20 protein-coding genes are annotated in these 19,822 nt (G+C 59.4%); 10 read left to right on the top strand and 10 right to left on the bottom strand.

All coding sequences use genetic code 11. The annotated features are described in order from the left end of the window. Nucleotides 1–13: 13 nt before the first annotated feature. A complete protein-coding gene (locus QRN50_RS15620; protein ID WP_003401293.1) occupies nucleotides 14–1,429 on the bottom strand; it encodes an acetyl-CoA carboxylase biotin carboxylase subunit in 1,416 nt (471 codons plus the stop codon). 160 nt (nucleotides 1,430–1,589) lie between these two features. Between QRN50_RS15620 and QRN50_RS15615 the strand changes: the two genes are divergently transcribed. Then, nucleotides 1,590–2,540 (top strand): LysR family transcriptional regulator, encoded by a 951-nt coding sequence (locus QRN50_RS15615; RefSeq protein ID WP_011269403.1) that lies wholly within the window; start codon nucleotides 1,590–1,592, stop codon nucleotides 2,538–2,540. On the opposite strand, the gene QRN50_RS15610 is transcribed toward QRN50_RS15615, so the two are convergent. Further along, nucleotides 2,494–2,679, bottom strand: coding sequence for a PA3496 family putative envelope integrity protein (locus QRN50_RS15610; RefSeq protein ID WP_003401296.1), 186 nt, complete (start codon nucleotides 2,677–2,679; stop codon nucleotides 2,494–2,496). The two genes, QRN50_RS15615 and QRN50_RS15610, sit on opposite strands and share 47 nt — an antisense overlap. Before the next feature lie 256 nt (nucleotides 2,680–2,935). Here QRN50_RS15610 and QRN50_RS15605 point away from each other — a divergent pair, with 256 nt between their 5' ends. After that, nucleotides 2,936–3,247, top strand: coding sequence for a hypothetical protein (locus tag QRN50_RS15605; RefSeq protein ID WP_024660273.1), 312 nt, complete (start codon nucleotides 2,936–2,938; stop codon nucleotides 3,245–3,247). A gap of 93 nt (nucleotides 3,248–3,340) precedes the next feature. On the opposite strand, the gene hexR is transcribed toward QRN50_RS15605, so the two are convergent. Next, nucleotides 3,341–4,207 carry a transcriptional regulator HexR gene (hexR, locus tag QRN50_RS15600; protein ID WP_003401299.1) on the bottom strand — a complete coding sequence of 289 codons (867 nt, stop codon included), beginning with the start codon at nucleotides 4,205–4,207 and terminating at the stop codon, nucleotides 3,341–3,343. A gap of 312 nt (nucleotides 4,208–4,519) precedes the next feature. Between hexR and uvrD the strand changes: the two genes are divergently transcribed. From uvrD to QRN50_RS15585, 3 genes are all read left to right on the top strand, one after another. Continuing rightward, a complete protein-coding gene (gene uvrD / locus QRN50_RS15595; protein WP_011269405.1) occupies nucleotides 4,520–6,703 on the top strand; it encodes a DNA helicase II in 2,184 nt (727 codons plus the stop codon). A 211-nt stretch (nucleotides 6,704–6,914) separates the two neighbouring features. Beyond that, nucleotides 6,915–7,760 (top strand): Tim44 domain-containing protein, encoded by an 846-nt coding sequence (locus QRN50_RS15590; RefSeq protein ID WP_011269406.1) that lies wholly within the window; start codon nucleotides 6,915–6,917, stop codon nucleotides 7,758–7,760. Nucleotides 7,761–7,890: 130 nt separating this feature from the next. Beyond that, the gene (locus tag QRN50_RS15585; protein WP_003316056.1) at nucleotides 7,891–8,298 is read left to right on the top strand and encodes an SMI1/KNR4 family protein; all 408 of its coding nucleotides are present in this window, start codon (nucleotides 7,891–7,893) and stop codon (nucleotides 8,296–8,298) included. A 35-nt stretch (nucleotides 8,299–8,333) separates the two neighbouring features. Here QRN50_RS15585 and QRN50_RS15580 read toward each other — a convergent pair whose 3' ends face one another. Then, complete coding sequence (locus QRN50_RS15580) at nucleotides 8,334–10,097, bottom strand: cation:proton antiporter (protein WP_024660271.1); 1,764 nt, start codon at nucleotides 10,095–10,097, stop codon at nucleotides 8,334–8,336. Nucleotides 10,098–10,388: 291 nt separating this feature from the next. Here QRN50_RS15580 and QRN50_RS15575 point away from each other — a divergent pair, with 291 nt between their 5' ends. After that, entirely contained in the window at nucleotides 10,389–10,874 is a 486-nt protein-coding gene (locus QRN50_RS15575; protein ID WP_003316052.1) for an acyl-CoA thioesterase, read from the top strand. 48 nt (nucleotides 10,875–10,922) lie between these two features. On the opposite strand, the gene pdxY is transcribed toward QRN50_RS15575, so the two are convergent. After that, entirely contained in the window at nucleotides 10,923–11,789 is an 867-nt protein-coding gene (gene pdxY / locus QRN50_RS15570) for a pyridoxal kinase PdxY (RefSeq protein WP_003401308.1), read from the bottom strand. Between the two features lie 118 nt (nucleotides 11,790–11,907). On the opposite strand from pdxY, the gene QRN50_RS15565 reads away from it, so the two are divergent. Then, nucleotides 11,908–12,300: a DUF3301 domain-containing protein gene (locus tag QRN50_RS15565; protein ID WP_096126707.1), complete on the top strand. Its 393-nt coding sequence runs from the start codon at nucleotides 11,908–11,910 to the stop codon at nucleotides 12,298–12,300. A 136-nt stretch (nucleotides 12,301–12,436) separates the two neighbouring features. On the opposite strand, the gene QRN50_RS15560 is transcribed toward QRN50_RS15565, so the two are convergent. After that, nucleotides 12,437–13,408 (bottom strand): CobW family GTP-binding protein, encoded by a 972-nt coding sequence (locus QRN50_RS15560; protein WP_058822579.1) that lies wholly within the window; start codon nucleotides 13,406–13,408, stop codon nucleotides 12,437–12,439. A 52-nt stretch (nucleotides 13,409–13,460) separates the two neighbouring features. Here QRN50_RS15560 and QRN50_RS15555 point away from each other — a divergent pair, with 52 nt between their 5' ends. Next, on the top strand, nucleotides 13,461–13,835 hold the full coding sequence (locus tag QRN50_RS15555; RefSeq protein WP_096126708.1) for an NADH:ubiquinone oxidoreductase: 375 nt from the start codon (nucleotides 13,461–13,463) through the stop codon (nucleotides 13,833–13,835). Nucleotides 13,836–13,838: 3 nt separating this feature from the next. Here the strand turns inward: QRN50_RS15555 and QRN50_RS15550 are convergent, their stop codons facing one another. Continuing rightward, nucleotides 13,839–14,489 carry a DUF1826 domain-containing protein gene (locus QRN50_RS15550; RefSeq protein ID WP_096126709.1) on the bottom strand — a complete coding sequence of 217 codons (651 nt, stop codon included), beginning with the start codon at nucleotides 14,487–14,489 and terminating at the stop codon, nucleotides 13,839–13,841. Next, nucleotides 14,489–15,697, bottom strand: coding sequence for a zinc metallochaperone GTPase ZigA (gene zigA / locus QRN50_RS15545; RefSeq protein ID WP_096126710.1), 1,209 nt, complete (start codon nucleotides 15,695–15,697; stop codon nucleotides 14,489–14,491). The genes QRN50_RS15550 and zigA overlap by 1 nt, the downstream gene beginning before the upstream one ends. Before the next feature lie 140 nt (nucleotides 15,698–15,837). On the opposite strand from zigA, the gene QRN50_RS15540 reads away from it, so the two are divergent. Beyond that, nucleotides 15,838–16,221: a glutamine synthetase gene (locus QRN50_RS15540; RefSeq protein ID WP_096126711.1), complete on the top strand. Its 384-nt coding sequence runs from the start codon at nucleotides 15,838–15,840 to the stop codon at nucleotides 16,219–16,221. 5 nt (nucleotides 16,222–16,226) lie between these two features. On the opposite strand, the gene QRN50_RS15535 is transcribed toward QRN50_RS15540, so the two are convergent. Next, nucleotides 16,227–17,453: an N-acetylmuramoyl-L-alanine amidase gene (locus tag QRN50_RS15535; protein ID WP_024638986.1), complete on the bottom strand. Its 1,227-nt coding sequence runs from the start codon at nucleotides 17,451–17,453 to the stop codon at nucleotides 16,227–16,229. A gap of 200 nt (nucleotides 17,454–17,653) precedes the next feature. Beyond that, complete coding sequence (locus tag QRN50_RS15530) at nucleotides 17,654–18,175, bottom strand: DUF3617 domain-containing protein (protein WP_003316040.1); 522 nt, start codon at nucleotides 18,173–18,175, stop codon at nucleotides 17,654–17,656. A gap of 169 nt (nucleotides 18,176–18,344) precedes the next feature. Between QRN50_RS15530 and cls the strand changes: the two genes are divergently transcribed. Then, the gene (gene cls, locus QRN50_RS15525; RefSeq protein WP_024641007.1) at nucleotides 18,345–19,784 is read left to right on the top strand and encodes a cardiolipin synthase; all 1,440 of its coding nucleotides are present in this window, start codon (nucleotides 18,345–18,347) and stop codon (nucleotides 19,782–19,784) included. The last annotated feature ends 38 nt before the right edge of the window (nucleotides 19,785–19,822 follow it).

The following is a 19,822-nucleotide window of genomic DNA, read 5'->3' as shown; positions in this document are numbered from 1 at the left end:
TGCAGCTGCTTATTCATAAGCCTGCATGGGCGGCAATGGCGGCGGCGATGGCCAGGGCCAGCTCTTCGGGTTTGCGTTTGATCGAATAATTGGTCAGCTCGGGATGGCTCTCGACAAAGCTGGTGTTGAACTCACCGCTGCGAAACTCCGGGTTGCGCAGGATTTCCTGGTAGTAGGCAGCCGTGGTCTTGACCCCTTGCAGGCGCATGTCATCGAGCGCACGCAGGCCGCGGTCCATGGCCTCTTCCCAGGTCAACGCCCAGACAATCAGCTTCAGGCACATCGAGTCATAGAACGGCGGGATGGTGTAGCCGGTATAAATCGCCGTGTCGGTGCGCACGCCAGGGCCGCCGGGCGCGTAATAACGGGTGATCTTGCCGAAGCTGGGCAGGAAGTTGTTCTTCGGGTCCTCGGCGTTGATCCGGAACTGCAGGGCAAAACCGCGATGGATAATGTCTTCCTGCTTGACCGACAGCGGCAGACCGGAGGCGATACGGATCTGCTCGCGAACGATATCAATGCCGGTGATTTCTTCGGTGATGGTGTGCTCGACCTGCACCCGGGTGTTCATTTCCATGAAGTACACCTCGCCCTCGGCGAGCAGAAACTCCACGGTGCCAGCGTTCTCGTAACCGACGGCCTTGGCCGCACGTACCGACAGATCGCCGATGTAGGCGCGCTGCTCGGGGGTCAACTGCGGGCTGGGAGCGATTTCGATGAGCTTCTGGTTGCGTCGCTGAATCGAACAGTCGCGCTCGAACAGGTGCACCACATTGCCGAAGCTGTCGCCCAGAATCTGCGCTTCAATGTGCTTGGGATTGACGATGCACTTTTCGAGAAAGACTTCTGCCGAGCCGAAGGCCTTGGTCGCTTCGGAAATCACTCGCGGGAAGGCCTGCTCGAGTTCTTCGCGGCTGTTGCAGCGGCGGATGCCACGTCCACCGCCTCCGGAGGTGGCCTTGAGCATCACCGGGTAACCGATACGCTCGCCTTCGGCCAGCGCCTCATCGATATCTGCCACGTTGCCTTCAGTACCGGGCGTGACCGGCACGCCGGCCTTGATCATGCTGCGCCGGGCCTCGGTCTTGTCCCCCATGCGGCGAATCACTTCTGCCGAGGGACCGATGAATTTGATCCCTCGCTCGGCACAGATATCGGCCAGTTCGGCATTCTCGGAAAGAAAGCCATAACCGGGATGCAACGCATCGCAACCGGTCTCCACTGCCAGATTCACCAGTTTGCGCGGGTTCAGGTAACCCGCCAGAGGTTCGGCACCAATGCTGTAGGCTTCGTCGGCACGTTTGACATGCAAGGCATGCCGGTCCGCTTCGGAAAAGATCGCCACCGAGCGAATGCCCATCTCGGCGCATGCACGCACGATGCGAACGGCAATCTCCCCGCGGTTGGCGATCAGAATTTTTGTTATCACTGACGTTTCCCTCGACCCACACTTGTAACCGTGTATGTGACTGAATGTCGCAGGGCCACCCTATGCCGAATCGAGGATTAACAAAAATGAGTAAAAGTTGGGAGGTGCATAAGTAAAAGCTTATAGTTGAGGCTTCAGCAGCGTCAGGAAGCTTTTATAAATGCGTAAGTCATTGATGCGTATGACATTGCGTCAGTTGCGCATTTTCAATGAAGTGTGCGATCTGCGCTCCTACAGCCGTGCGGCCGAAGAGATGTCGCTGACACAGCCCGCTGTCAGCCTGCAGATTCGCCAGCTTGAAGAGCTGATCGGCCAGCCGCTGTTCGAATACGTCAGCAAAAAGCTCTACCTGACCGAAGCGGCGCAAGCGCTGCAACAGGCCAGTCGGGATATTTTCGGGCGCCTGGAAAGCCTGGACATGCAGCTTTCCGACATGCAGGGCTCGCTGCAGGGCCAGTTGAAGCTGGCCGTCGAGTCGAGCTGCAAGTATTTCATCCCTCACCTGTTCGCCGCCTTCAAACGCCAGCACCCGGAAGTCAGCCTGAGCCTGATGGTGGTCAATCGCGCGCAAGTCATCAGACGTCTGGCAGATAACCGCGATGATCTTGTGGTGATGTCGGCAGTGCCACTGGACATGGGCCTGGAGTTCCTGCCGTTCCTGAATAACCCGATTGTCGCCGTCGCGCCGCCTGACCATCCGCTGAGCAGCCGCGCGACGCTGAACCTGAAAGATCTGGAGCCATGGCCGTTGCTGACCCGAGAAACAGGATCAGGCACGCGTCGGGCCTGCGAGGAATTTTTCAAAGAGAAGCGCGTGCATTTCACGCAGACGCTGGAAGTGTCCTCCAGCGAAGCACAACGTGAATGTGTGGTTGCCGGGCTGGGCCTGGCGATGCTGACCCGACACGCGGTATGCCAGGAACTCGCCACAGGCGCCCTGGTGGAGCTGCCCGTGGCGGAGTTGCCGCTGTATCGCAGCTGGTGTGTGGCTCAGGCCGGGGACAAACGCCTTTCACCCGTGGCACATGCGTTTCTTGCGTTCATCCGCAGTGAACGTGCGCAGATCAGCCAGCTTGTCGAGCGTTTCGACGGTCGACCGCGGGCAACTTGATCGCCTGCCAGACGGCGTTGTCCATGCCGTCCATGTAGTCGCACAACTCCTGATTGAGCTGACGTGCCTCACTGTAGCTTTCAATTGCCCGACGAAACTCCATGCGACGCTGATCTTCCTGCTGACGGCGGGTTTTCACGGTGCTGGTAGGTAAATCATCGTAATGCCGAGCCATGTCCTGTCTCCCAATACGTTTTGTGGGAGCACCAGAATGGAGCGTGACAGTGACAGTCAGGCGGCGGACACATGACAGCTTGGTTAAATTTTGAAACGTGGTAGCCGGAAAAGAGCCGCGAAAAATATATATCTACCGCATTCCGGCGCTCTAACGATAGAAACTGGCCCTGCAGGATGCAATTCACTCATTACATCAATTAATAGCAAGGAGCTACCTAATGACTATCGCAAACAAAAACTGGCAGGCACGTGATGACAGGATGCCAGGCGTTAAGACCTTGAAAGTTTGCGGCATCGTGACTGCCCCGCAGGCAAATTCGGTTCCGGTACTGGTCAAGAGCGCCAGACCAGCCGCTTTCAGCCATCTGGGTCTGGATCTGACGTTTGAAGCCCAAGACATCGGCGCCCAGGTGCTTACCGACAAAGAAGTTGTCTATACCCAGCCAAGTGGTGCCGATATCACGACTGTCAGCGTTTACTACAACGGCGAGCTGCTGGCGTCCATCAATGCAGTAGAAGTGACGCATTGATCAACGCAACATAGCATCTGATTCATGGGCTCCTGCCAATCACCTCAGGTCATTGGCGGGAGTTTTGGCGTCGTTTTCAAATTGAAAACGGCCTCAGTCTTCGTGGGTCTTGATCGACTTCGGTGACAAGCGCAAGCCGCGCAGGCTGCGTTTGACGCTCTTGAGGTGGTTGACCAGACCTGGGCCGCGGGCCATTGCGACACCCATCGCGAGCACATCAATGACCACCAGGTGCGCGATGCGAGAAGTCAGCGGCGTGTAGATTTCGGTGTCTTCATGCACATCGATGGCCAGATTGACCGAGGACAACTCGGCCAGCGGCGTCTGACTGGGGCACAGGGTGATCAGTGTGGCGCCGCTCTCGCGGACCAGATTGGCGGTGATCAGCAAATCCTTCGAACGGCCAGACTGCGAAATGCACACCGCGACATCCGTCGGCTTTAGCGTGACGGCCGACATTGCCTGCATGTGCGGATCGGAATAAGCCGCAGCGGTCAGCAGCAAACGAAAGAACTTGTGCTGCGCATCGGCGGCTACTGCGCCGGACGCGCCAAACCCGTAGAACTCGACCCGATTGGCCCCGGCCATGGCCGTGACCGCCAGTTGCAGCGCATGGGGGTCGAGGTTTTCGCGCACTTCCATGAGCGTGTGCAGCGTGGTGTCGAAAATCTTCAGGCTGTAGTCGGCAACCGAATCGTCTTCGTGAATCGCGAACTGTCCAAAACTTGCGCCCGCCGCGAGGCTCTGCGCCAGCTTGAGCTTGAGGTCCTGAAACCCGGTGCAGCCAATGGCCCGGCAAAAACGTACGATGGTCGGCTCACTGATACCGACGCTGTGCGCCAGGTCTGCCATGGAACTGTGCATCACGGCCGCAGGGTCGAGCAGCACATGGTCAGCTACCTTGAGCTCCGATTTGCGCAGCAGATTACGTGACTGGGCGATGTGTTGCAGCAGATTCAAGGGGCAGACTCGGCAAAAGAGAAGTGGGCTGGGTTGTAGCTTTCTTGTAGTTATACTACATGACCTGCCAGCCGCCCAGTTAAACGAAGCTGTCACGGGCTGGCTGTGCTGGCTTTATCAGCGGCATTTGTGGGAATAATCCTACATTAGGCCGGATTCCCTGTCAGACCCTGACTGTTCACGAATAACGGTAGACGCAACGCATTCGCTCCCGGCGACAGGCGACGACCGGTCGTCAGCGCCTCCGCCATTTTTATTGCCTGACGCAAAGCATGGTTTGCCCGTCATCGCGCGGCACCCTAGAATGCGCTGATGCGCGATGATCTCTCTCTTCTTCTGAATTCCCTCAACGATGCCCAACGTCAGGCCGTAGCTGCCTCTCTGGGTCGTCAGTTGGTCCTGGCTGGTGCTGGCTCCGGCAAAACCCGTGTGCTGGTGCATCGCATCGCCTGGCTGATGCAGGTCGAGCAAGCCTCCCCGCATTCGGTCCTGTCGGTGACGTTCACCAACAAGGCCGCCGCCGAGATGCGCCACCGTATCGAGCAGCTGATGGGCATCAGCCCGGCTGGCATGTGGGTGGGCACCTTCCACGGTCTGGCCCACCGCCTGTTGCGTGCGCACTGGCAGGAAGCCGGGCTGGTACAGACCTTCCAGATTCTCGACAGCGACGACCAGCAGCGTCTGGTAAAGCGCGTGATGCGCGAGCTGGGCCTGGACGAACAACGCTGGCCTGCACGTCAGGCCCAGTGGTTCATCAATGGTCAGAAAGACGAAGGCCTGCGCCCGAAACATATTCAGGCCAGCGGCGACCTGTTCCTGACCACCATGAAAAGCGTCTACGAAGCCTACGAGATCGCCTGCCAGCGAGCCGGCGTCATCGACTTCTCCGAACTGCTGCTACGCGCACTCGACCTGTGGCGCGATAACCCGGGCTTGCTGGCGCATTATCAGCGCCGCTTCCGTCACGTCCTGGTGGACGAGTTCCAGGACACCAACGCCGTGCAGTACGCCTGGCTGCGCCTGCTCGCCCAGGGGGGCGACAGCCTGATGGTGGTCGGCGACGACGATCAGTCCATTTACGGCTGGCGTGGCGCGAAGATCGAGAACATCCACCAGTATTCCTCGGACTTCCCGGATACCGAAGTCATCCGCCTGGAGCAGAACTACCGCTCCACGGCGAGCATCCTCAAGGCCGCCAATGGCTTGATCATCAATAACAGTGGTCGCCTGGGCAAGGAATTGTGGACCGACGTCGGCGATGGCGAGCTGATCAATCTGTACGCCGCGTTCAACGAGCACGATGAAGCGCGTTACGTGGTCGAGACCATCGAGAGCGCGCTGAAAACCGGTATTTCGCGCAACGATATCGCCATTCTGTACCGCTCCAACGCCCAGTCGCGGGTGCTTGAAGAAGCCCTGCTGCGTGAGCGCATTCCGTACCGCATCTACGGCGGACAGCGCTTCTTCGAACGTGCCGAAATCAAGAACGCCATGGCCTACATGCGCTTGCTGGAAGGCCGTGGCAACGATGCGGCACTGGAGCGGGTGATCAACGTGCCGGCGCGCGGCATCGGCGAAAAGACCGTCGAAGCGATTCGCGAGCATGCGCGTCATGCCGATGTGTCCATGTGGGAAGCCATGCGCCTGCTGGTGGCCAACAAGGGCCTGACCGGACGCGCCGCCACTGCCCTGGGCGGTTTCATCGAGCTGATCGAGAACCTCGCGGCCAAGGTCATGGAAATGCCGCTGCACCTGATGACCCAGACGGTGATCGAACAGTCCGGGCTGATTACCTATCACGAGCAGGAAAAAGGCGAGAAAGGTCAGGCGCGGGTAGAAAACCTTGAGGAACTGGTCAGCGCTGCGCGTGCCTTCGAGAATCACGAAAGCGAAGAAGACCTGACGCCGCTGGCAGCGTTCCTGGGGCATGCCTCGCTGGAAGCGGGCGACACCCAGGCGCAGGAGCATGAAGACAGCATTCAGCTGATGACCCTGCACAGCGCCAAGGGCCTGGAATTCCCGCATGTGTTCCTGGTAGGCATGGAGGAAGGGCTGTTCCCGCACAAGATGAGCCTGGAAGAACCGGGCCGTCTTGAAGAGGAACGGCGTCTGGCCTATGTCGGCATCACCCGGGCCATGAAACAGCTGGTGATGACCTACGCCGAGACGCGTCGTCTGTACGGCAGCGAAACCTACAACAAGGTCTCGCGTTTCGTACGGGAGATCCCGCCGGCGCTGATTCAGGAAGTCCGGCTGTCCAACAGCGTCAACCGTCCGTTCGGCGGCACGCCGAAATTCAACAGCAGCAGCCTGTTCAACGGCACCGGCATTCCGGAAACCGAGTTCACCATGGGCCAGCGCGTCCAGCATGCGGTGTTCGGCGAAGGCGTGATCCTCAACTTCGAAGGCGCTGGCGCCCAGGCGCGGGTGCAGGTCAACTTCTCCGAGGGCAGCAAGTGGCTGATGATGGGCTACGCGAAGCTGGTGCCGTTGTAGGCCGGTCAATCATCGTCCATACGCCCCTGACTGCCACTGACTATCGTTCCCGCGCTAAGCGTGAGGAACGATAATCCTCGTACACATCTTACGAAGCGCGTAGAAAAGTCCTACGCTGTTTATGTAAAAGTCCGAAACACTAACGCGCTGGTCATGTCGCCATCCGCTGTGCAACATGGCGCGCGTGCAATCACAAAACGGGAATACCCTTATGCAACGTTTTCTAAGCATCGCGATGGCGCTGTGCATTGGGCTCACCATGAGCCTGGATGTGAACGCCGCGCGCTTTGGTGGCGGCAAGAGCATGGGCTCGGCGCCTACGCATCAGACACGTCAGGCCGCGCCTTCCACACCTGCGGCAGCGCCTAACGCTGCGGGTCGTCCTGCCGCTGCGGCAAGCGGTGCTTCGCGCTGGCTGGGCCCATTGGCCGGTATCGCTGCCGGTGGCCTGCTGGCATCGATGTTCATGGGTGACGGCTTCAACGGCCTGCAACTGTTCGACATTCTGATCATGGGCCTCATCGCCTTCCTGATCTTCCGCTTCATTGCGCGTCGTCGTCAGCAGCAACAGCCGAAAATGGCTGCTGCCGGTGCGCCGCCGTACCAGCGCGAAACCAGCCAGCCCGCACAGAACCCGATCTTCGGCAGTTCGTCGCCTGCCTCTGCTGCGCCAGTGATCAACGCACCGGCCTGGTTCAATGAACAGCGCTTTCTGGACGCTGCCCGCGGCCACTTCCAGTCGCTGCAGGAGCACTGGGACGCCAACGAGATGGACAAGATCGCCGAGTTCGTCACCCCGCAAATGCTGCAATTCCTGAAAAAGGAACGTGCAGATCTGGGCGACGGCTTCCAGTCGACCTTCATCGAAAACCTTCAGGTTCAGCTGGACGGTGTGGATGATCGTGCCGACAAGACCATTGCCACCCTGACCTTCTCGGGCGTGTCCAAGACGTCGCGTTTCGATCAGGGCGAAGTGTTCAGCGAAAGCTGGAACATGGAACGCCCGCAAGGCGATAACCAGCCTTGGCTGGTGGCAGGAATTCGCCAGAACGGTTGAACCAGAACCCGTTCTCGCGTTCAGAACCCCGGACATGTCCGGGGTTTTTGTTTATCCGTTCGGATAGTTATTTTGAGAAAGGCTTTACGCTACTGTATAACCCGCGCCATCAAGTGAGAGGATCTGTGTCGTGGAAGAAGTCATTGAACAACTGCGTGAAGCAAATGAACCGGTTCCGGTTCCGCTTGAGCTGCCTGACGAAGACCAACTGGTCGAGATCGAGGAACAGCTGTTCATCAACATTCCGTTTGTCTTCAAGGAATTTCTCCTGACAGTCAGCGATGTGGTGTATGGCAGCCTTGAACCCGTCACGGTGACCGACCCGCAGTCGCACACCTACCTGCCAGACGTGGCCGCCACGGCCTGGGACCTGGGCGTACCACGCGAGCTGATCCCGATCTGTCAGGACGGTGACGACTACTACTGCGTCGAGGAAGACGGCACTGTATTGCTGTGGTCCGCCGAAGAAGAACTGGTCACCGAAGACAGCTGGGAGTCGGTCTGGCACTGGGCCCGGGATGTCTGGCTGGAAAGCTGAGACACCCCGCCACGCGTTTGAAGGATCTCCGGGCGCTAATGCCCGGGGGATTCCGGATGATTCCCCAGCGTCTCAAGCAACGCAATCTGCATCCGTGTATGCACACGGATCAGCCAGCGCCACAGCAATGCAGCGACCAGCGCAGCAACCAGAGCGACCACCAGCAGCAGTTCGTTGGCGGGCAGAATGCTTGCCGACAGCGCCGCCAGCATCACGAAAATTACCACCAGCGATAACAGCGGAATCACCTCGGCCACGACCTTGCGCACGCGCACGGTATGCCGGCCCGCCATCTCGGGTTTCACGCCCATCTCGGCCAGCAGCATCGACAGCGCCTTGAGCTTGCGGTACGCGGCAATCAGAAACGGCAGTGACAGCAGCAGTGCGGCGCCGCATATCCAGGCTTTCTGATGGCTGACATCGCCCACCCATTCGCTCATGTAGCCGCCCAGACGCTCGGCGAAGTAACCACCACTGAAAAAGATCGCCATCACCAGCGCCAGGTTGACGCCGACCTGCAAGAGAATCCGCCTGATCATCCCGGCCAGCACTGCACTCTGGCCTTGCGGCTGAATGCTGCGCAGCCACTCGCCGTACATGCCGAACACCCGCGCAACGCGCCGGGGCATGATCGCCGCCAGCTTCAGCGACAACGGGTCTGCGCCACGAATCAGGTAGGGTGTCAGCAGGGTGGTGATGGCGGATACGGCGACTGCCACCGGGTACAGAAAGTCGCTGGTGACCTGCAGGGTCATGCCCAGCGCCGCGATGATGAAGGAGAACTCGCCAATCTGCGACAGTCCCATGCCCACGCGCAGCGAGGTACGGCCATCGTTGCCAGCGATAAAAGCGCCCAGCCCGCAGGACAGCATCTTGCCCAGCACCACGGCAACGGTAATGACGGCGATCGGCCAAGCGTATTGCAGCAGGATGCCCGGATCGATCAGCAAACCGATGGCGACGAAAAAGATCGCGCTGAACATGTCGCGAACCGGCTCGATCAGGCGCTCGATCTTCAGTAACTCACGCGACTCGGCCATGATCGCGCCGATCAGGAAGGCGCCCAGTACCATGCTGTATTCCAGCTTGACCACCAGCAGGCAAAAGCCGAAACACAGGCCCAGCACGGTGATCAGCAACATCTCGTTGCTTTCGAATCTGGCGACATAGGACAGCAGTCGAGGCACCACAAGGATCCCGATCACCAGCGCCACAATCATGAACAGCGACAGCTTGCCGACGGTGGAGAACACTTCCCCGGAACTGACCGAACCGCTGACAGCGATGCCGGACAACAGCGCGATGATGCCGATACCGAGAATGTCTTCCACGATCAACACACCGAAGATCAACTGGGCAAAGCGCTGGTTCTTCATCTTCAGGTCGTTGAGCGCCTTGACGATGATGGTGGTGGAAGAAATCGCCAGAATCGCGCCGAGAAACAGCGAGTCCATGGTTTTCCAGCCAAAGAACTGCCCGATCTCGTAACCGATCCAGATCATCAGGGCAATTTCCAGGAAGGCCGCGATGAACGCCGTGGCGCCGACCTTGAACAGCTTGCGCAGGCTGAACTCCAGCCCCAGGCAGAACATCAGGAAGATCACCCCCAGCTCGGCCAGAATTTTGATGGTTTCTTCGTCGTGGATCAGACTGAATGGCGGGGTGTGCGGACCGATGATGAACCCGGCAACGATATAGCCCAGCACGACCGGCTGCCGGAGGCGATGGAACAGGATGGTCACCACACCGGCCACCAGCATGATCACTGCCAGGTCCTGAATGAAATTGATGGCATGCATGATGGCGAAGCTCCTTGTGATGATGACGTTGCAAGCCGATATCGCCGTGCCCTACAGGGCGACAGCTATCCTTTTCGTCACTAAAATCCGATAAAGACGCAGGAAAAAACCCGATCCACAGGTTTTTGCAGGTTAACACCGCCCCCTTCGACATAAAGGCGGTGCAATATATGGAAACAGATAGTTATGACGCGTGACGGCCGCCTGCTGGCCAGCGTCCCGATAACTGTCGCAAGCCCCTTGAGCGCCAGCATAGGCGCCCCTTGAACACCTTGACCGTGTGAGTACGCTATGGAACCCGGAAACGCCCAGCTGTCGATGACTGTATTGATGACCCCGGACATGGCCAACTTCTCTGGCAACGTACACGGCGGCACGCTGCTCAAGTACCTGGACGAAGTGGCCTACGCATGTGCCAGCCGCTACGCCGGACGCTACGTGGTGACGCTGTCGGTAGACCAGGTGATTTTCCGTGAGCCGGTGCACGTCGGTGAACTGGTGACCTTTCTCGCCTCGGTCAATTACACCGGCAACACGTCCATGGAGGTGGGCATCAAGGTGGTCACCGAAAATATCCGCGAGCGCTCGGTACGCCATTCCAACAGCTGCTTCTTCACCATGGTTGCCGTGGACGACAATCGAAAGCCCGCCAGCGTCCCGCCCCTGGAGCCCGAATCGGCCGATGCCAAACGGCGTTTCATCCAGGCGCAGCAACGCCGCCAGATTCGTCAGGAACTGGAAAAGCGCTATCAGGACATCAAGGAAGAAGCGTTGTAAGAGGCAGACTCGGGCACGGATGCCCGAGTCGTCGGCAGCAGCCGGGATTTACAGAGGCACTGCTTCGAACTTCACCCGCGGATGCGCGATGCGATCCTGGGCACGCACCAGTTCCAGCTCGTAGCTGCCACAGGCCTGGGTTTCCAGCAGCACTTCGTGGACGGCAGCCGCAGCGAACTCGAACGCGGCAACCAGATCGTCGCCCAGCAGCACACGCGACAGAAACAAACCGGAGGTCAGATCACCCACGCCGACCGGCTGACGCGGAAACGCCAGTAAAGGGCGGCGCAGGTGCCAGCTGGCCTCGGCGGTGACCAGCAGCATTTCGAAGCCATCGGCGGCCTTGCCGGGGTAATCGAGGTGTTTCACCACAATCGCCCTGGGGCCACGCGCCAGCAAGGCACGCGCCATCGCCAGGCAGTCGTGCAGTGATTCGGGCTTACGCCCCGAGAAGCTGTCCAGCTCCAGTTGATTGGGGCACATGAAGTCCGCCATGGCCGCCGCTTCCTGCAGCAGGAAATCACTGACTTCGGGCGCAACGATGCAGCCTTTTTCAGGATGGCCCATCACCGGGTCGCACAGGTACAGCGCTTTCGGATTGGCCGCCTTGATGCGTGCCACGCCCGTGAGAATCGCCCTGCCCTGCGCCGCACTGCCCAGATACCCCGACAGCACCGCATCGCAGTTGCCCAGCTCGCCGATGGCGGCAATCCCGTCGATCAGCGCAGGAATCTGCTGCGGAGCCAGCACTTCGCCGGTCCACTGCTTGTATTGCGTGTGGTTGGAGAACTGGACCGTGTTGAGCGGCCAGACGTTGACCCCGATACGCTGCATCGGGAACACCGCTGCGCTGTTGCCGGCGTGGCCGAATACCACATGGGACTGGATAGCGAGCAAATGAGGCGTACGTTTCATGGGGGGCGGAATCCTGAACACGATGCAAATGCAATAATGAGAAATATAAGTCGCGCAGTATGGCTGTAAATCACTCAGGACAGTTAAGCTGACGACTCCTACGCTGGAGCACTCCGTCATGCTGACCCTGGGAAACATCTTCGTGCTGATGCTGTTCGCGAGCGCCGCGGCCTGGTGGTGGCACGCCCATGGTCTGCGCGAAAAGGCCCTGGCACGCGTCAAGCAACACTGCGCACGCCTCGAACTGCAACTGCTGGACGACGCGGTTGCCCTGCGCCGCCTGACCTTCGCCCGCGACGCTCAAGGCCGCAAACGCCTGGCCCGCGTGTATAGCTTTGAGTTCACGGTGACCGGCGAGCAACGTCACCCTGGCACGATCACCCTGTTCGGCGCGCACACTGCGCAAATCGAACTGGCACCCTACCCGTTTGAAATCAAAACACCACCGCCCAGCGCTGAAGTTATTCAGATGAGTGAATGGCGTCAATCGCATCAGAAATGGAAGCAGTAGCCGCGCACGACGCTCGTCGCCGCGATTCAGCGCTCATGTCCATGCCTGAACCCGACTGACTATCGTGCCAATGCTCCGCGTTGGCATGCCGTTCCGGACGCTCCGCGTCCTGCCCTCAGCTATCAACTGACACCTGTCACGCCAGACACTCCAGCATCTGCGCCTGCAACTTATCCACATCCTGCGCGGTGGAAAAAATCAATTCCAGGCGTGAGTCCTGACGCCATTCACTGATTTGCCAGGCCAGCGGAGCCCCATCTACCACGTTGCCCGAATACCAGCCGCCCTCGCTGTGGATAACCATCTTCGCCCGCCGCCAATCAAGGCTTTCCAGCCAGTGCAGGATGCGCTGCAGATCGAAGCGCTGCGAGGGATGCCAGCGCCAGCCGATGCTCCAGCCTTCAGCACTGACCTGACTCAGACAGATCGGCAACTTCGGGTCGGTCCATAGCGCGGGCAAGTGGCCGACGCCGTTGGGCAGCATCAGCTTATCCACAGCCTGTTTATCAATAGCGGTGCCACTGGCGAACCCCGGCACACGGCTCAGGGGCAGCTCGCCGTGTCGGGTCCAGATCAAGGCGTGCGGCAGCAACTGTTCGGTCAATGCCTGGCGAGCCAAGTCGTCCAGTTGCTCGGACTTGTTCATGACCACCAGCCCGGCATGCGCCAGGGCTTCCTGCTGAGTACTCGGCAACGGTTGTCCGGCGAGCATTGCCTGCGCGTCCAGCACCACCACGCCGGGCTGGACATCCAGGACGCCGCGCCATGGCGCTTCGCGCAATTGTGTCATCAGTTGCGCGGGATGGCCCAGTCCCGAAGGCTCGATGAACAGACGGTCCGGCCGTGCCTTGCGCAACAAACGCCCCAGGCCGATCTGAAAGGGCACGCCATTAACGCAGCACAGGCAGCCGCCAGCCACTTCGCCAAGTGCGATACCATCGGCGTCCGTGGTCAACAGCGCAGCATCCAGGCCGATCTGCCCGAACTCGTTGATCAATATGGCCCAGCGCTCATGGGCAGGTTTCTGCGCCAGCAGGCGCTTGATCAGGCTGGTCTTGCCGGCGCCCAGCGGGCCACCGATGACATGCGTCGGTATGTTTTGCAGCATGAGATCACTTTTGGCGAATGCGTGGTTCATTGAAGAGCAAGGAAGGATAACGATGCAAGTAATGCGGCTGTCTGCCCGCCTGGCGTTGATGCTGCTGACAGTGTCTTGCGGCTCAGCGTGGGCCGAAGCGTGCCTGGTCCACAGCCAGGCCGAAAGGCTCGACGTGAAGGTCTGCCAGGAAAATATCAACATCCCGGCAAACCTGTTTCACGACAGCTTCTGCCAGCCGCAGCTAGCCGGACAGAAGACCGAGACCACCTACTCGCAACAGTGCCCGGCAGATGCGTTCGGCGTCTGCCGCAATGCGCAGGTTGCCAATATGCCGTATCGCGAGCACATCCACTATTACGGCGTCGCCGGTGATGCGCTGTACCTAAAGCCCTTCTGCGAAGACCAGAGCAAGGGGCAGTGGATAACGCCTGACTGAACCTCAGGCCAGCCAGTCCAGCGTCAGAATCAACCTGCGCTCGTTGCGCAGCAGTTGCGGCGAGCGGTGGATCAGACCAAAACCTTCATTGCCGTGCCAGCGCTCGCCCTTGAGCAGCGCCACTTCACCGCTGTTGATCTGCTGGATACGGGCAGCATCCGTCGGCTCGGCGTCCAGACGCCCCAGCTGTTTGCGGTCCATCACCCCTTCATGCAGCCATTGACTGCCCACCCCGCCGTAAGTGGTGATAAGACGCACCGGCACGTGGTCGACATGGAAGCGCGGGCACATGGCCTTGTCGAGCACCCGCAGGCGCAGACCAACGCATTCGGCACCCAGCAGACAGGCATAGGCGCCGACCAGCCAGGAAACGTCGGCAATGAATCCCTGATAGCCCAGCAGGTCGGAATACCCCGATGCCAGCGCGCTCAAGTCAGGCTCGACCTCGCCGCCCTGCACTTCCAGGGTCATGGACTCGGCTAGAGGCTCACCCATCGACAGCAGCAAGGCACCGAAGTCTTCTATGTGCGCAGGCAACTGACGCTGCCAGAGCGCAAGGTTGACGCCGTCCTGCAGAATATCGCCCAACACGTCGGGCGTATCGCCTTGCGCCTGTCGGACTGCGGTTTCAGGTTTAAAACGATAAGCCAGCATCAGGCAGCCACCTCGTCATGCCAATCGCCAAACGGATCGGCCAGCGCACGCCAACGCTCGACACCCTCCTCCATCTCCGCATCAGTGAGCAGGCAGTTGTCCAGCTCGGCGGCCAGCCGCACAAAATCGATGTTCTGGCCGATGAACACCAGTTCCTGCCGACAGTCGCCAGTCTCAGTCGACCAGTTCTCCAGAATGGCACTGACGCTTTCCTTGTCCTCGGGCCAGCTGTCGCGGTTTACGAAACGCCACCAACGCCCGGCAAAGCCATGGCGCATCAAACCGCCTGCCTGCGACCAGCTGCCCGCATCCTTGTATTTGCTGGCCAGCCAGAAGAAGCCTTTGGAGCGCAGCAGCTTGCCGTTGCTCCAGGGACGATTGATGAAATCGAAAAAGCGCTCCGGATGGAGCGGCCGGCGAGCACGATAGGCGGTTGATGCAATGCCGTACTCTTCGGTTTCCGGCATGTGTTCGCCGCGCATTTCCTTGAGCCAGCCCGGTGCCTGGGAAGCACGCTGGAAGTCAAAGCGCCCGGTGTTGAGAATCGTCGCCAACGGCACCTGACCCATCACCATCGGCACAATCTCGGCCTCCGGGTTGAGGCGCTTGAGGATCGCCATCAGCTCTTCACGCTCAATGGAACTGATCAGGTCGATCTTGCTAAGCAGGATGACGTCGGCAAACTCGATCTGCTCGATCAGCAGGTCGGTAATCGAGCGATCATCGTCTTCACCCATGGTTTCACCGCGTGTGGACAAGCCGTCTGCGGCCTCGTAATCGAGCAGGAAGTTCACGCCATCGACCACGGTGACCATGGTGTCCAGGCGCGCCAGGTCCATCAGGCTTTTGCCGGCCTCGTCGCGGAAAGTGAAGGTTTCAGCCACCGGCAGCGGCTCGGAGATTCCCGTGGATTCGATCAATAAGTAATCAAAACGACCGTCCTGTGCCAGGCGGCTGACCTCTTCGAGCAGATCCTCGCGCAAGGTGCAGCAGATGCAGCCATTGCTCATCTCGATCAGCTTTTCTTCGGCGCGGTTTAGGCTGACATCACGCTGAACTTCGCTGCCGTCGATGTTGATCTCGCTCATGTCGTTGACGATCACCGCAACCCGCAGGTTTTCACGGTTGCGCAGCACGTAATTGAGTAAAGTGCTTTTTCCGGCCCCGAGAAAACCGGACAGAACGGTAACGGGTAGAAGATTTGCCATCAGGATTCTCCAGGCAGCTGCAAGGCTTGAACCTTGTTCATGTCGGCTGCGACGAATCCCTCTGGCAGCCCACTCTAATCACATCAGGATGTTATAGTATAACAATCCGAAATAGCTATGGCCTTGGTGAAGGGATCTTCATGAGACGGGTTTCGACAGGTTTGATAGCGATGCTGATCAGCACGCATTTGATGGCTGCACCACCAAGACCCTCTGCCGACCTCGCTACCTGTACCCGCAGCGCGACGCTGCTGGCGTGCAACGATGCGCAGGGCAATAGCTACAGCGTGGCAGCCTCCGGATCAACGACGTGGTTAAAGGGCTACGAGGTACTCGACAAGCGCCGTTGGGCGCAGACCAACAGTCGCTATGGCCAGTTGACGTTTTTTACCGGGCTGGCTTCTGATGGCGAAGCCTGGGTAGGCACTGTGCAGCGTGTGGGCTGGACGACAATCACCCGGGTATCCAGCTCAAGCGGCACGCGCAGCAAGATCACCTGCAGCCGCTTGAATGGCTGCCGCTAAGCCGGTCAGACCGGCTGTTCCTGCTTCTGCGCCTGCAGCCAGGCCATGTGCGAGTCGACTGGCGGGTTACGCTGGAAATAGCGCTGCAGGCCATCGAACAGACCATCGGCAACGGCCTGTTGATGACGCGCCGTGACCAGGCGCTGGCTGTCGCGGCTGTTGGAGATGAAGCCGGTCTCGACCAGAATCGACGGCACATCCGGAGATTTGAGAACGGCGAAACCGGCCTGTTCAACGCGCTTCTGATGCAGCGTGGTGATGCCTTCCAGGCTGCCCAGGACGGTGTGACCCAGTTGCAGGCTGGCCGCAATGGTGGCGTTCATCGACATGTCGAGAATCACCCCGGCGAGCATCGGGTCCTTGTCCTTCAGATTGAGCAGCGACGTGGCACCCAGCAAGTCCGCACCGTTTTCCCGCTGAGCCATGAAACGCGCCGTTGCTGACGTTGCTCCGCCTTCGGAAAGGGCAAACACCGACGCACCTGATGCCGTCAGCCGAGGCGCAGCATCGGCATGCACGGAGATGAACATGTCAGCGTTGGACTTGTGCGCGAACTCGACGCGCTTGCGCAGCGGTACGAAAAAGTCATCGTTGCGCACCAGACGTACGTCGAAGCCCTTCTCGCGCTTCAAGCGTCTGGCCAGCAACTGAGCAATGGACAGCACCACATCTTTTTCACGCTCACCCCGCGAACCAACAGCGCCAGGATCCTTGCCGCCATGACCGGCATCGACCACCACCATGATGTCGCGTCCGGTGTGCGCCTTGCTGGTCGGGATCGGCACAGGTACTGGAGGCGGCAGCTCAGCCATCTGCACAGGCGCATGAGCCGTGGAACTCATGTCCAGCACCAGCCGATGCCCCTGCCCGCCTTCCGGACCAAGCAGGAAACTGTTGAGCTGTACCGGCGCGGTGAGGTCCAGCACGATGCGCGTGTCGTCACCCTGGCCGTAGTGCCCGGAGCGAATCGATTTTATGACGGTACGGTCCAGCGCCAATTGGCTGAAGTCGCCGGTCAGCCGCGAACCGCTGACGTCGATGATCAGGCGGTCGGGAGCTGTCAGAGTGAAGGTCTTGTATTGCACCGGGCCGCTCAGGTCGAGGACCAGTCGCAGCTTGTCGTTGGTACGCCAAAGACGGGCGTTACGAATCTGCGTGGCGTAGGCACCCAACGGCAACGTCAGGGCCGCACTGGCCAGCAGCATGTTGAGCAACACTTGGCGTCGGTGCATGGAACGTCTCAAAGAGCAAATTGAGCATCCCGGCTCACGAAGGGTTCATCCACATCATTAGTAACAATATAACATGCAGTTACGAGCGAAAGATGAGGCCCTTCATGAAGATTAAGTCATCTGAAACGCTGTCAGAGGCGACAAAAATTCATCACCTCTGCGCGGCGTGTTCCACGTGGAACATAACTCTCTGAATTTGATCAGGTACGCGGGGCAACGTTGCCACATTGCGGCCCCAGCCACACCGCGCGGGTGTCCATGCTGCCGTTCTGTTGCTGACCGGTGGCGTTGAATGTGCCGACGACGTTGGTGGTGAACTCGCGATCACTCAGGAACTGCGCCTGCCCGGTGCCCTTGGCTTTCGGGCAGCTGAACTGGAAGTTCCAGGTCTTGCCGTTGCGCGCCGTGATCTTTTGCGTGCATCCGGATGCCGGGTCAGTCAGGGGAATGTCGTCCGACTGCACCTGAGCCTGAGTCAGGCAGGCCCTCACACCTTTGCCGCCCAGGGTGACGCCCTGCTTCTTCATCATCTGTTCCATCATCGCACGCTGCTCGGGCGGCAGATTCTGCAACTGCCCCAGCATCAACTGCATGTCCGGCAGCTGCTGTCCGTCCACTTTCATATTGCTGGACGTCAGCTCCCACAAACCCGGTTGCAGCATCTGCGCCTGAGCCAAAGGAGCCGCCAGACAAAACATCCAAGCCAACATGCGTTTGTTCATTTCAAGATTCCTGATCGGGCATTACGGATGAAAACGAGACTGGAATAATCCAGCCAAAAGATAAACCTTAGACGGCACACATGTCGCCCAGTTGCACCCGGAATTAAATAGCGACATTCCTGTTCAGCTGTGGTCTGTTAGGCAGCAAAGGCGAGGAGCATTGTTCCACATGGATTATCACGACCCGTACTTTTTCGGTTACGTCCTGGGTTTCATTCATTTACTCGGTACAGGTGCCGCCATCCATGCATTGCTGACCGTGCGGACTTCCCAAGGCGCAATTGCCTGGGCGATGCCGCTGCTGTTCATTCCCTATTTCACCTTGCTGCCTTATCTGGTGTTCGGCCGAAGCTCATTCGATGCGTACATCAAGGCGCGTCGCCAGGCCAACCAGGAAATGCGGATCGCGATCGGCAGCCTCAACTGGCGGCCATGGATGGAAGAGGCCGTGGCTGCGCGTCGATCGGATGCCTATGCGGCGCTGCGGGCAATGCCCAAGCTGGGCAACATGCCGGCGCTGGCCAACAACAAGGTCAGGCTGCTGATCAACGGCGAAGAAACCTTCGGGGCGATTTTTCAGGCCATCCGTGAAGCGAAAAAGACCATCCTGATTCAGTTCTTCATCATCCATGACGACAAACTCGGCCGCGAGCTGCAGTCGCTGCTGCTGGAAAAAGCCGCCGAAGGTGTAGCGATCTTTGTGCTTTACGATCGTATCGGCAGCCACGCCTTGCCGGGCGTCTATATCGATAAACTGCGCGACGGTGGCGTGCAGATAAAAGCCTTCGCCACACGCGGCGGCTGGCTCAATCGCTTTCAGATCAACTTCCGTAATCACCGCAAAATCGTTGTCGTCGATGGCCTGAAAGGCTATATAGGCGGTCATAACGTGGGTGATGAATACATGGGGCTGAAGCCGCCGCTGGCCCCATGGCGCGACACTCATGTGCAAGTCATCGGCCCGGTGGTCGCCTGCTTGCAGGAGTCGTTCGCCGAGGACTGGTTCTGGGCCACCCGCGAACTGCCACCGCTCAGCCTGCCTGATGAATTTCCCGAAGACGGTGTGCTTTGCCAGTTGCTGACCAGTGGCCCGGCTGATGCGCAGGAAACCTGCTCGCTGTTCTTCGTTGAAGCCATCCATGCTGCCGAAGAGCGCGTGTGGATCACCAGCCCCTACTTCATACCTGACGAAGCCGTCAGCGCTGCGCTGACCCTGGCGGTATTGCGCGGCGTGGACGTGCGCCTGCTGCTGCCGTCGCGCCCCGATCATTACGTGGTGTACGCCGCTTCAAGTCTGTACGCCTTCGATGCTGTGCGTGCCGGCGTACGGGTGTTCCGCTACGAACCGGGCTTCCTGCATCAGAAGGTCGTCCTGGTCGACAACGAGATTACCGCCATCGGCAGCGCCAACCTCGACAACCGCTCGTTCCGCCTCAACTTCGAATTGATGCTGCTGACCGTCGACAGCGACTTTTCCAGCCAGGTGGAATCCATGCTCACCGCCGACTTCAACCTCGCCCGCGAAATCTCCGTACAGGAAAGCCACGAAACGCGGCGTCTGCATCAACTGGGTATGCGCGTGGCGCGGCTGATTTCACCGATTCTGTGAGACCTGTGCTCGCTACGCTGCTTGCCTTGAGGGGCTAA

Source organism: Pseudomonas sp. MEJ108 (assembly GCF_030208985.1).
Lineage (GTDB): Bacteria > Pseudomonadota > Gammaproteobacteria > Pseudomonadales > Pseudomonadaceae > Aquipseudomonas > Aquipseudomonas fragariae.
Note: the sequence above shows the minus strand (reverse complement) of the source record. Positions and strands in the feature narration are given on the sequence as shown.